The sequence below is a fragment of the Fictibacillus sp. 5RED26 genome, from assembly GCF_015903895.1.
Lineage (GTDB): Bacteria > Bacillota > Bacilli > Bacillales > Fictibacillaceae > Fictibacillus > Fictibacillus phosphorivorans.
On sequence record NZ_JACZDU010000001.1, the window covers coordinates 1,567,600 to 1,580,766 of the forward strand.

Annotated in this window: 12 protein-coding genes; 2 read left to right on the forward strand and 10 right to left on the reverse strand. The window is 38.8% G+C overall.

All coding sequences use genetic code 11. The features are described from left to right. Positions 1-2: 2 nt before the first annotated feature. From IHV10_RS08135 to IHV10_RS08150, 4 genes are all read right to left on the reverse strand, one after another. Entirely contained in the window at positions 3-431 is a 429-nt protein-coding gene (locus IHV10_RS08135) for an SRPBCC family protein (RefSeq protein ID WP_197128096.1), read from the reverse strand. 117 nt (positions 432-548) lie between these two features. Further along, the gene (locus tag IHV10_RS08140) at positions 549-1,910 is read right to left on the reverse strand and encodes an ABC transporter substrate-binding protein (RefSeq protein WP_197128097.1); all 1,362 of its coding nucleotides are present in this window, start codon (positions 1,908-1,910) and stop codon (positions 549-551) included. Between the two features lie 35 nt (positions 1,911-1,945). Further along, positions 1,946-3,124 (reverse strand): Gfo/Idh/MocA family protein, encoded by a 1,179-nt coding sequence (locus IHV10_RS08145; protein ID WP_197128098.1) that lies wholly within the window; start codon positions 3,122-3,124, stop codon positions 1,946-1,948. Between the two features lie 4 nt (positions 3,125-3,128). Next, the gene (locus IHV10_RS08150) at positions 3,129-3,914 is read right to left on the reverse strand and encodes a sugar phosphate isomerase/epimerase family protein (RefSeq protein WP_197128099.1); all 786 of its coding nucleotides are present in this window, start codon (positions 3,912-3,914) and stop codon (positions 3,129-3,131) included. 272 nt (positions 3,915-4,186) lie between these two features. On the opposite strand from IHV10_RS08150, the gene IHV10_RS08155 reads away from it, so the two are divergent. Then, on the forward strand, positions 4,187-4,963 hold the full coding sequence (locus IHV10_RS08155; RefSeq protein ID WP_197128100.1) for a helix-turn-helix domain-containing protein: 777 nt from the start codon (positions 4,187-4,189) through the stop codon (positions 4,961-4,963). A gap of 93 nt (positions 4,964-5,056) precedes the next feature. On the opposite strand, the gene IHV10_RS08160 is transcribed toward IHV10_RS08155, so the two are convergent. Both IHV10_RS08160 and IHV10_RS08165 read right to left on the reverse strand, forming a co-directional pair. After that, on the reverse strand, positions 5,057-5,428 hold the full coding sequence (locus IHV10_RS08160) for an iron chaperone (protein WP_197128101.1): 372 nt from the start codon (positions 5,426-5,428) through the stop codon (positions 5,057-5,059). Between the two features lie 185 nt (positions 5,429-5,613). Continuing rightward, complete coding sequence (locus IHV10_RS08165) at positions 5,614-6,474, reverse strand: zinc-ribbon domain-containing protein (RefSeq protein WP_197128102.1); 861 nt, start codon at positions 6,472-6,474, stop codon at positions 5,614-5,616. Positions 6,475-6,746: 272 nt separating this feature from the next. Here IHV10_RS08165 and IHV10_RS08170 point away from each other — a divergent pair, with 272 nt between their 5' ends. Next, on the forward strand, positions 6,747-8,291 hold the full coding sequence (locus IHV10_RS08170; RefSeq protein WP_197128103.1) for a hypothetical protein: 1,545 nt from the start codon (positions 6,747-6,749) through the stop codon (positions 8,289-8,291). Between the two features lie 76 nt (positions 8,292-8,367). On the opposite strand, the gene IHV10_RS08175 is transcribed toward IHV10_RS08170, so the two are convergent. The 4 genes from IHV10_RS08175 to IHV10_RS08190 all read right to left on the reverse strand — a co-directional run bounded on the left by IHV10_RS08175 (position 8,368) and on the right by IHV10_RS08190 (position 13,035). Then, positions 8,368-10,404, reverse strand: a complete 2,037-nt coding sequence (locus IHV10_RS08175; RefSeq protein WP_197128104.1) for a molybdopterin-dependent oxidoreductase — start codon at positions 10,402-10,404, stop codon at positions 8,368-8,370. A 59-nt stretch (positions 10,405-10,463) separates the two neighbouring features. Then, complete coding sequence (locus IHV10_RS08180; RefSeq protein ID WP_197128105.1) at positions 10,464-10,886, reverse strand: VOC family protein; 423 nt, start codon at positions 10,884-10,886, stop codon at positions 10,464-10,466. Between the two features lie 131 nt (positions 10,887-11,017). After that, positions 11,018-11,770, reverse strand: a complete 753-nt coding sequence (locus IHV10_RS08185) for a class I SAM-dependent methyltransferase (protein WP_197128106.1) — start codon at positions 11,768-11,770, stop codon at positions 11,018-11,020. A 485-nt stretch (positions 11,771-12,255) separates the two neighbouring features. Continuing rightward, positions 12,256-13,035, reverse strand: a complete 780-nt coding sequence (locus IHV10_RS08190) for a TerC family protein (protein WP_197128107.1) — start codon at positions 13,033-13,035, stop codon at positions 12,256-12,258. Positions 13,036-13,167 lie beyond the last annotated feature (132 nt).

The following is a 13,167-nucleotide window of genomic DNA, read 5'->3' on the forward strand; positions in this document are numbered from 1 at the left end:
TATTAGTTTTGAGCTTCACTATACCTTTTAAAATTATCCATGAAGGCTTGCCATCCTGCTTCTTGCATCTCAACTGGATTCGTCGCTTCGGCTTCAAATGTTTCTACGACTCTCGTTTCATTTTCTAAACCGACAAAAGTAATCGTAACTTTTCTTCCATCATCTAGCGTATAAGCAATATATTCATTTGTTTTGACTTCATCATACTTCCCGCTAAAATCAAATCCAAAGCTGCCATCTTTTGCTTCCATTCTGGTAAGAAACCTTCCGCCATCTCTCAAATCGTTTTCCGCTTTTGGTGCGTGCCACTCGTCAGAAGCAAAGCTCCAACCTGTAATATGCTGTGGCTCGGTCCAATATTTCCAAACTTCTGCAACTGGTTTGTTCACGGTTGTTTCCACCATGATGGTTACTTTATTACTTGTTTCCATAACATAAACCACCTTTCCGTCACTCACAATTTATTAACTCAATGCTCAAAACTATTTCAACAAAAAAATGCATTTCCCTGCTACGGGAAATGCATACCAGCAAAATATTATTTTTTCTTATTCAATCGCTTTCTTAGCTTCTTCATACTTTGCATTAGCAAGGTTATTAATCTGTGAAAGATAATCTTCTAACTTAATTTCACCCTTAATCGATGCTTCAAGAAGACTATGAATATTTGCGTTTGGTTGCTCTGAAATACTAACTCCTGTTGGAGCTTCCCACCGTGACTGAACGTAACCAGGTACAGCTTTTACGGGTTCGACTATAGCATTGTCCAAATTATCAAACGCTGAACGAACGCCAGGAAGGTCTTGTAGTTCAAAATATGCATCCAGCACATCTTGATCTGTTGTGACTGGCACACCATTTAGTACTTTCCCTTTTTCTGCAGCAATATCAATTCGTTTCAGATATCCTTCTTTTCCAAAAGACATCCATTTCGAAAATAAATAAGCTTCTTTTGGATGTTTCGTATTCTTTGATATTCCCATATAATCATTTGCGACAACGGTTCTTCCGCCGGGAATTCCAATGAAATCATAATCAAAATCAAGGTTTTCCTCAAACGCAGTCAATGCCCATGTCCCATCCCAGATTAAACCCATATTTCCTGATGCCCAAACCTCTCCTGCATTACTTCCATCGAAGCTACTTTTTTGTTCCTCTGTTAATGATTCATAAGCATAATCGTTCGTAACGATATCTTTTGCAATTTGTTGACCTTCTTTGAATTCAGTGCTGTCTAAATGATATCCTTCTTTTGTGTAGGTATACCAACCAAGAGTCTTACTTACTGCTGCAGGATACCAGTCAAGGATTGCCATTGGGTTGTTTATACCAACCTTGCCTTTACTGATATTTGTTATACGTTTTACAGAATAAACGAATTCATTTATGTTTGCACCACTTTCTGGCGCATCCAAATTAGCGTCATTAAACATATCTTTATTAACGTAATATCCTAAAAATTGCTGACCTGCAGGTATTGCGAAAAGAGTGTCACCGTATGTTGCTGCCTTTCTTACGGCCTCAGGGACTTTTGCAAGATCAGCATCATCAGAGGACAATTTAGAAAGATCTAATAACCAGTCATTTGCTACACCAGGTGGTATTTCGGACAGCATGAATACATCAGGCATTTCATTTGCACTTGCCGCAGCTGCTAATCCATCATTCCATTTATCATTAGGTATCGACTCAACTAATTTTATCTCGATGTTTGAATATTTTTCTTCAAACGCTTTGATCATGAGTCTTTCTATATTTTGTTCTTTTTCTGTCCCTAATCCCCAACTTGCATAAGAAATGGTTACCTTTTTGCCGTCCGCATCATTACTTTTTCCACCTTCGCTCGATGCGTTACATCCGAACAACATTGTAATGATTAAAATACTTATGGCTAATTTAAGACCTTTCATGAACACACCTCAATTCTAGTATTCTGCTTAAACGATTAACTTAATTGCTCCTGATTTATTTTGTAATCGCTTACATTTTCGGTTTTAGGTATAGGGTGAAGCATTGTCGATTTAGACATTTTAATAACCTCATCAGCCGTCACCTCTCGCTCTAATGAATCTGATAAGTAGATTCCTTCACTGATTAACATTGTTTGAAGTGCAATCTCAGCGGTCGGCAGCAGTTCCACTCTTCCTTGAAGCGCGGCAATCCAATGTTCTTGTGAGGAGTCATAGGCATCCGGGTTCTCTTGAAGTTGATGCCATCGATAATTCGCCGCACCTAGATCAAATGTAGCATCCATATCCATGTCACTCATCGTAGTATGATAGCTTAATGGCGTATTTATTCCGTTTACTTGTCCGTGAAGGGATAGTCCACCTTTATTCCCTACTAAACTGCTTCCTCCCAATCCATTTAAATGAATCGCCCAGGATTCGATAATATCAAGTGTTAGACCCCCATCGAACCGAACAAATCCTAAACCAAGCTCTTCAACATCAAATCCACTTATCATTTTACGTTTTTCATCCATATCCATTTCTTGATACGTTTTACCTGTAATCGTTTTAACAGAAGGCATATTCATTAAATACAGCAATTGGGATATTCGATATACACCCATATCAAACAACGCTCCACCTGATGCCTTCTCTTTTTGATTAAATTCTTTCGTGCCATATCCGTCAACAAACGGTCTACCTCGTCTTCTAAATCCGGTAGAACGAGCATGATACAGTCTGCCAAGCTTTCCTTCATCTATTAACATCTTTGCGGCTTTCGTTTCGATCCCATAGAGAAAGCTTAGTTGAACATGCAGTTGTTTACCGCATTCTTTTGCAGTATCAATCATTTTCTTTCCATCCATGTATGAGCCTGCAATTGGTTTTTCACAGTATACATGCTTACCAGCTCTTAATGCTTCAATCGTAATCCCAGCATGTAAATTATTATGCAGACAAACATCAACTGCATCCAGGTCTTCACGTGCTAACAGCTCTCTATAATCACTGTACGTGTCAGGAATATTGAACTTTTCCGCTACTTGTTTGAGTTCAATTTCATCAATATCACATGCGGCAACGATTTCTGCACCAGATATCTTTTCATAGTTTTCTAGATGAACTTTACCAATCATGCCAACACCAATAATACCGATTCGCACTTTTTTCATAACCTTATACCCCTACTTTCTTATGCTGGGCGGATATTAGGTTTCTCCACGTATTACGTGCTGTAGCTAATTGCCATTCCACTTGACTGTATTCATTTTCTCCTGAGTGATGTTCGATGCCAAGATATCCTTGATAATCAACATCTTGCAGAATCTTGATCTTCTCTTCACAGTCAGGTATGACCCAAGCTGCTAAATGTGTATGAAAGGCATATTTTGCACAAAGTACATCACCGTTCTCTTTATCCACATCCCAATTATCAAAGTGCAGAAGAATACCGAATGAAGGATGATCAACTGCCTCATAAACTTTTTTAATGTTTTCAGGATCCCTTGATGCTCCCCAATGGTTTTCAGGCCCTACTTTAAAACCGCAATTCTGTGCTATTTTTGCATATTCTTGATAACGGTTCACTGTATACTCAAATTGTTCATCTGTCATTTTCAAATCTCTTCCACCCATATCGATTCTAACGGTACGTGCTCCTAATATTTCTGCAGCTCGCAGATTTTTAAGTGCGTTTTGATACCACTTTTCCTTAGCATTTGGATCTGGGTCCCATACCTCTGCACAGTCAACGCAAAGATTAGCAAGGGTTAACTCCTTCTCATCCATCGCTTCTTTTATTTTCTTGAGATAATCCTCATCATAGCTTGTTAACATCATGTTCCAAATATCAGCTGAGTTCAGGTGATAACGATATTTGACACTTTCTAAATACCCAAAAAGATCTATTTTCCCTTGATTAAATAAGCCATTAAATGAATACGAAGCAACTGTATATTTCATAATGCCCTCCCGTTTAATTCAAGATTCTTGTAAAATGGAAATTTGGATAATTCAAAACTCGATTTAAAAAATATCTTATACTGCTTACCTTTCAGATTCACCTGAACAGTTAATGGTTCATTAACGCATGTAAATGTAGTCGCCTCACCCCACTTGATTATAGATATTTTCTGATTATTTTGATAATATCAACATTGAGGCTACTAATGGAATTAACAAAACCCTTTCCATTTGTATAATTCACCAGTATTTTTTTAATTGGAGTTGAATATATGGAAATTCAAGGCGTTTATCATGACGTTAATCCTACTTGGAGGATCGGAAAAGACCGTGGATGCGCAACACTTGTTTATGTTACACAAGGTAAAGTGATGTATTGGATCGATGGAGTCGGTGTGGAATTGGTTAAAGGTGAGATCCTGTATATTCCATCTGGTGTAGATCGCGCATGGGAAAACCACGCCGATGAGAGTCACCAAAAATATACAGTGGTTTTTTTATGGGAAAGTGAAAATCTGCGGAAAATCTTGCACTATACAACTAAGAATGAGATGTATCGTTATAAGACTTTTAACACCCCTTATTTTGAACAAAGATTTTCATCACTTTTTACACAAATCCTGTTGAAGAAACCTTATTTTGAATGGATGGCAAGGTGTATATTGTCAGAATTACTCACTCAAATCGCGCAAGAATCATCTGAAGTAAGAACGGCTCCTTCAAAAGAGCGAATTGCAAACGAGATACAAGATTATATTCTCCGCAACTTTAGAAGTAATATAACCATTGATGACTTGAGTTCACTTGCAGGTGTAACCCCTAACTACGTATCAGGGATCTTTAAGGAAGTAGTGGGAAGTACACCCATACAATACTTACACCAATTAAGAATTAACACGTCCTTACATCTACTACAAAATACACAGATGACAATCAGTGAGATCGCTGAGTATCTTGGGTACTGTGATCAATCGTATTTTAATAGGATGTTTAAAAAATGGATGGGGGTAGCGCCTAGCAAGTATAATCATCATTACGTAGTAAGTTGAAAAACGTATTCTGGTCTGCGAATGGTAAAGGTAAACTTCATAGCTATTTATTCAAATAAAAAAAGCATGACTCTGACATCATGCTTTCGATCGTTACTCACGCCAAAATTTCGTGTATTCTGCTTTGTCCTGTATATTAAACGCTATTATATCCTCAAGCAGCTCATAATTCACTTCATCTTTCCAGCGAATACGAAACAAGCCTTTAGTTGAGCTATAACCAGACTTTTTGATACTCTCGGCAAACCGCAACATAGCTATTTCTTCAGGAGCAATACTCATGTGTTGCTTTGCCATTGAGATACCGATGATAAATGTGCCATGATCGGTATACATCGGTGTGTTCCACTTGAATTGCGGTTCCAATGTAGGAAATTTTTGAGCGATCCACTCCAAAACCTCCTCCGTTCGGTGTCTATGATCGGGGTTATCAATTCCAGCTAGGTATTGCGAAAAGATTTCCATGTAATATCTCCTTATCACTGATAAAATTTACAGAGTCTCATTACTTATCAGTTTATATGAAGATTCCTTGATAGTAAAACGCCTGTCTATTCGTTATCTATAAAGAAACATGGCTGTTGATATACATTATCGACTTTTTTAATCGGTAGGAATAGCTGCTCACAAATGTTACAATTTTTATTTCATTAAGAAGAACAAGAATTACACCCGACTCCCTTCACACGATCCTTCACCCTTGCTGTGTATTCGTCACCACATTTCCTACATCGCCACCAAACATTGTTGTATGACGTAACGGAAACATCTTTAGGTGTTTTATGAACCCCGAACATTGTACCATTACGATCTGGATGCCACTCTGCTGCAATCTCAGGAAACATATTGAAAAGTGATTGCTCAATTTTCACACAGTCTGGACATCGCGATTTATTTTTAATTCTTTTACGAATTCTCTCTCGCCAAACATGCCCTTTTTCGCATACCCATGCCACTTCCTCGTTTGAGTTATACACGACATCATGTGGACTTTTCCCATTGTTCACTGTAGACCATTCTTTTACAAGTTCGGGGTGGATCGTCGCCAAACAGTTCTTTTCATACGCCTTTTTGTCTGAGCAATACACACATACACTTTTAGGATTATGTACTCGATCAATCACGGTTTCTTCCCACTCATGTCCTCTTTTGCAAATCCACCACCTACGTGGCCAATCTTCCTTGCTGTCAACATCCGCAGTGGTAAGATTTTTGTTCAGAGTCGGATGCCACTGCTGACATAGTTCAGGATCTGCGTCTGCTAACGTTTCACTTTTAACTTCTTCAAACTGATACGATCGTTTTAACGCTCTTTCTTCTCTTACACAATCCGAACATTCCAAATTCTTCTTATAGCGCTCCCGAATAGTCGCTCCCCATTCATGCCCTTTTGAACAAACCCACCATATGTATTCATAACTGCCAAAACTAGTCTGGCACGGTTCAATTCCATGATTTTTTGTAGGATGCCATTGTGATAGTAGCTTATTCGGTAATATCAAGTGCTTCAAACTCTTCAACCCTTTCTCTATAAATACAATCACATAATAAAAAAGAACTATAAAAATCAGTCCTATATGGTTAATTATACCTATAATATTTGATTATGAACTTGGGAAAATCGTAGTCGAAAAGGCCTTGTAAAGACAGGTGTCGCTTATTGTTTTTCCCAACTTAGAAAAAGTTTTTCAGATGGCAACATTTTTGAGATATTTACCTATACATGAAAAATTTCCTTTCATATACTAAAATGCTAAAAAAAGATCAAAGGAGAAAAATTCTGATGACAAACAAGGGACATTGCATATGTGGGTGTTTAAAAGAGATTCCTAGTGGACGAAGCATTATTATTGTCACAGATCGTGGTGGTCTTTTTAATCTAACTTTTATAGATGTTATCGATCATTGCGTTAGAGGAATTGATCCTTTAGGAAGATCCCAAATAATTGATTGTGAGTGTATTGCGGGAATTGATTTAAGACCAAGTACAGGCGGGAACTTAACTCTTCAATCTGAAGCCGTTATTGTTTGTACTGGTTTTATTAGCGGGACAGTAACATGCAATGGTATCCCAGTAGCCGGAGCTCCAGTTACTTTTACAGATGATATCGCTGCCGGTTTAACATATACGCCAAATCCAGCAATAACTGATTCATCTGGTAGAATCCTTGTAGAAGTAAATATTCCAGAAAGTACACCTGAAATTCCGGCTAATATTATTGGTACAACTGTTATAAATGGTGACACCATTTCGGCTATAGACAACTGCATGGTCATGTGCCCTTCCTCACAATGTTCAATCGAATTAACAGCATCCGGTGAAAGCATTGATTGTACGGGTAATGTCTTTGCAGTGGTAACGTGTGGAGGAGTACCTGTCGAAGGTGTAACGGTTGACTTTAGTAGTGATAATCCAAACTTTACTCTCAACCCAACATCTGACGTTACGGATTCACAAGGTGATGTGGCAGCGGGGTTAAATATCGCACCTAACACTCCTTCCCAAGTTACAAATATTACAGCCTCAGCTACAATAGGTACTCAAACATTGAGTACAACGATATCTGTTTCTGGCCAATGTGCGAATACTTGTGCCCTAACATTATCATCTGCATCAGAGATTGATTGTTCCGGTGTATTATCTGGTACTTTATTATGTGGCGGAGTACCTCAATCAGGTGTAACTGTTACCTTTACTCAATTCCCTGAAGCAGTCGCCACTATACCTTCCGCAACTACAAACGCTTCTGGTAATTTCACAACCAATATAACCGTTCCACCAGGTACAGCCTTAACGTCAACTGTAGTTAGCGGAACAGCAATCGTTGCCGGCCAAACTGTTTCCTCATCTATTGACATTGATTTCAGTTGTCGTGCAACGACTTGTCCATGTAAGTTCAGACTTGGTGTTCGAGGATCTAGTGCCCCAGCTACTGCAAATGTAGTGAATCAGGGCGTCCCTTCAACTGTTACCGGTAACATAAATGTTACAGCGAATCAATGTTATAGCAGAGGAGAGAGATGTGATCCGACGGTTGACAACTTTAGTATCTCATTCTCGGGCGCAACATTTACCTTTAACTTGGCTCAAGGCAGAAGAATTAGGTTCTCTTGTATCGGTGAAAGAGGAGCGACATTGGAAGGAACAGCTATTGCTACAGGATCGTCTACCATTCAAGGGCTCTTTGACGTGTTCATCGGTTTTACTCGTTCTGGCAGCACAGCAACGTGGAACATTCTTGCTACAAACCAAGCTGGTGATTCCTTCAGTACTACCTTCACATCCGGTATCTCATCAGAAACAGAGATTGAAGATTGTGATGATTAAATTCACTCTTTAATAAAGTCGAAAGCTCTTCTTCATTAGTGAAGAAGAGCTTTCTGAATTTTATACAGTCTTGTTATCAGAGTTTATTAACGCTAACTCTCCCCGAAAAAAAGGTTGCTCCCCCACCCATATCTGCTATGCGATCAGGAGTTAGAGAATTGACTAGATGTTTCGTATCTTTATCTGCTCCCCAAAGACCTTGAGTAACGGCAACACCTCGTAGAACATTATCACCAACGCTCGCTTTTAGTACACATTCTCCTTGCTCATTCCACACTCGTACCTTTTCGCCATCTTTTACTCCTGCCAGATCAGCGTCAAACTGATTCATAACAATTACAGGTTCTTTTTCAAGTCGCACATGTTTGTCTTGATTTGCAAACGTTGAGTTTAAAAAATTATGGTTCGGTGCTGCAATAAATTGAAGAGGATGGTCAGAATCATTAATCAAAGGGATATATGTCGGCAGCGCTGGATAGCCGTCCTGTTTCATCTTCTCAGAATACAGTTCTATTTTTCCGCTCGGTGTTGGAAGCTTAGTTGGAAATTCCACCTCTGCCTTTACATATTGTTTTTTATCCAATACGTCAAAGTTTATTCTATGAATATAGGGATTCTCTGTTGAATCTAATGCTTGGTCAATTAGTTCTTCTTCTGTATCATCAAATGCATTCTCAGTAAAATCCATGCCTTTAGCAAGTAATCGAAACACCTCTACATTAGACTTCGATTCTCCGTAAGATTCAATCACAGGCTGTTGAAGCTGAATGTAATGGTGCCAGTACGACGTGTAAAAATCTGTGTACTCAAACGAAGACGTAGCGGGCAAAACAATGTCTGCATACATTGCCGTCTCTGTTAAAAATAAATCATGTACCACTGTAAATAGGTCTTCTCGTTCTAATCCTTTACGAACCTTATTCCCTGCAGGTGCAACCACAGCTGGATTCGTCCCATATACAAAAAGTGATTTGATGGGAGGATCTATAGCAAGCAATGCTTCTCCAAGCAGATTCATGTTTATTACACGCGTGTTTTTGTTAGGTTGCAGATCCGGCCGTTGCAGGTTATCAGTGTTGAACGCGAGATAAGCCGAATTTCCTTTGATCGCCCCTCCACCTTTAACAGCCCATTGACCTGTTAAAGCCGGCAAACAAGATACCGTTCTCACAAACATACCGCCATTATCGTGATGCTGTGGGCCGTTTCCAATCCGTAGAAACGCAGGAGACGTTTGGCCATACATCCGAGCAAGCTTCAGTATATCCTCTACTGGTATTCCCGTGATGCTTGAAACTGTAATAGGGTCATATTGTTCAACATGTTCACGGAGCTCTTCAGATCCAACGGTGTACTGTTTCAAAAATGAATGATCCACCATGTTCTCAGCAAACAGAATATGCATCAAGCCTAATGCAAGAGCAGTATCGGTTCCTGGTAAAATAGGGATGAACCAGTCTGCAAATTTAGCAGTTTGGTTTTTATGGACGTCAATGACAACAATCTTCGCTCCATTTTGTTTACGTGCTTGTTGTGCAAGTGATACTTGATGCATATTCGTACTAACAGCGTTAATACCCCAGAAAATGAACAGTTTAGAATGAATCGTATCTTCAGGATCAATACCATAGCTGCCGCCCATCGTATACTTGTAACCGGCTGCCCCTGCTGAGTTACAGATGCTTCGATCAAGCTCTGAAGCTCCTAGTCTATGAAAAAAACGACGGTCCATTCCTTCAGCAGCAAGATTACCCATATTCCCATAAAAGCTATAAGGTAGAATGCTCTCGGCGCCGTCTTTTTGAAGCAAGTCCTTCCATCGCGAGGTGATGGTAATAATGGCTTCATCCCAGCTTATTTGTTCAAAATGTCCTTCACCTTTCGCTCCAATACGCTTCATCGGATATTTTAATCGCTTTTCATCATATAGACGTTCAGTCATATTTCGAACTTTATTACAAATAAAGCCCTTCGTGACCGGATGATCCGGGTCACCTTCCACTTTTACAATTTTTCCGTTTTCTTTATGGAGGAGCAACCCACACTGATCGGGACAGTCTAAAGAACAGACCGATGGAAAAATACCGTTGGGACTATCTACAAAACTGGTCATATGTGTTCTCCTTTCCAAGATGTCACATTCATTTTATTCCTTCATTCAACATTAAATTGTTAATCTAAAATTTCCCAATCAGGGTTCCAAACGATTTCCCACAAGTGTCCATCTGGATCTAGAAAGTGACCAGAATATCCACCCCAAAACGTTTCGTGAGCTGGATCTGTTATGATGGCTCCTGCACGTTCCGCTTCTTCCATGACCTTATCAACCTCTGCTATACTTCCAACATTATGACCGAGAGTAAATTCAGTAGGATTTGGTTTTCCACCTGAAACCTTAGCTTCATGTGCCAAATCTTTGCGATTCCAAATGGCAAGCTTTAATCCCTGTTGCAAGTCAAAGAAAGCAACAGCTCCATGCTCAAACTCTTTACCTATAATTCCTTTAGTCGAGAACCCTAAACCATCCCGATAAAACTGTAGCGATCTCTCTAAGTTTTCAACGCCTAACGTAATGACCGTAACTCGTGGTTTCATAGTCTCATCTCCCAGGTAACTTCTAATTGTTATCTTAAGAATAATGCCAGTTTAACATAAGCCTTTTTATTAACACGTAAGTTGAAGTTAGAGATATCCAACTAGTCAATATTAAGCTCCTTTGAATGGTTTTACTTTTTTGACGCTTTTATAATAAAAGTGGCTGGAACAAGGTTTGCTTTTTGAGTGGAATACCATCTGGACGGATTCTCCGAGTGCTCTTCAGGTAAGTAAACATCATCTATTACTTTTTCTATCATAAAACCTGCATCGATTAAAGCATTTATGTAGGTGCTTAATTTTCTATGATGAATGACAGCTAAATTCTGCCAACCTTCATTATATTCCGGGCCTTCATTCACATAAGATTTGTTAAATATGAACGTAGACTGTTCCTCTTCGTATTTTAATCGATCATGAAGAGGATGTTCCCAGCTGAAAATTAAAACACCACCTGGTTTAAGATAACTATAAATATTTGCGAACGTAAGACTTAAATTTGTTGTCCAGCCCAAAGCATAGATTGAATAAACCATATCGAAATAATTGCTTGGTAATCCCGGGTTCTCCTCCATAGGTGATTCTATCAATGTAACCTCTACTTGTTGATCGTGTAAAAGTTTTCTAGCTGTCTCAATCTGCTTCGTACACATATCTAGTCCCCATAATTCTTTGGCACCTTCTCTACCCATATATTGCAGTGAATGGCCACTACCACACCCTATATCCAACACCTTATTACCTTTTATTGAGCCAAATAACTTTAGTTGCTCTTCATTAAAAGCAAAAGGTCCGTATTCTGGAAGTGCCGTTCTACCAAAAAAGCGTTCGGCTGATACCTCCCACCTTTGTTTATTCATTTTTAAAATTTCAGTTGCTTCCAAAAGTTCCACTTCCTTTAATGTGTGTTTTTTTCGATTATTCACCGTTTCTTTAGTAGTAGCTGATGGTTAATGATTGTATTGAACATCTAGCATCAGCTGATTTGATCTCCCCGCAATTTTTAGGTTGTTTTTAACTCCATAAAATCACGGTTGGGAAAACAAAACCAAGCGCGAAGGATATAACTGCTGCAAATTTTGTTTGCTTGATGGTGCGATGATCATTTAATTTCAAATAATAAAAATAGGACAAGGTAAAATAAAAACACATCACCATTGAAAAGATAGAAAAAATTAAGAACACATTACTTACAATTAAAGTCATTTTCTTTACACCCCTAAATCAAATACCATTTCTTTTTTTACAACACTATACTTTCCATATAAAAAAGTGCATTCCTTCTATGAATGCACTTTGACTGAAATAGGTTTGATTAAGATAAAAAAATGGTGTACACATATGAAATGGTACACCGCATTGAACCTTATTAATTTGAAGAGTCAGTTACGTTACCGGACTTTTTAGCAGGTGCAAACCATCCGATTACCGCAATACCCACTAACACACCATAGAAGATGATCGTCCAAACCGTACTATGTGGAAAATCGTGATCTAATACTCCAATATCATTATGAGCAAGTGTAATGACCGCAAGTTTCACACCTACCCATGCAACGATCGCATAAGCTGTTGTTTCTAAAGCTGGTCGTTGATCTAGTAGCTGAACAAACCAAGTTGCTGCATACTTAATTAAGATCAGACCCGCAATTCCTCCGAGAACAACAACTATGAATTGTCCACCATCCATACCACCGAAGTCGCCAAGAGGTGAATCTGGAAGTCCTAGTGCCAATGCAACGGCTGCTAGAATTGAATCGATCGCAAACGCCAAATCAGCGATAGCGATCTTACCAACTGTTGGCCAGAAACCTTTTCCTTTTGCTTCTTCTTCTACTTCTTCTTGGATCTTCTCATTCTCTTTACCGAATTTAGCTTGTATTACATGCTTTAATCCGAGGTATAAAAGATAAGCTGCTCCGATCGCCTGTATCTGCCAAACGTTCGCGATGAATGAAATGGCAAAAAGTGCACCAAATCTGAAAACGAACGCCATAAGAATCCCATAACTAATCGCCCGTTTCTTCTCATCCTCAGGTAAATGTTTTGCGATAACCGCTAGTACAAGGGCATTGTCAGCAGATAACAAACCTTCTAGTCCAATTAATATCAATAATGCCCAGCCGTACTCTAACCAAATTGAATCCATCCATGAATCTCCTTTCAAATCATACAAATAATATGTAATATCCATAGAATGACCATTTTAGTCGCAAGATACTCTTCGAGAATATACTTGCACTACTAGGAACAACTCTATACTTACAAGATTATATATTAT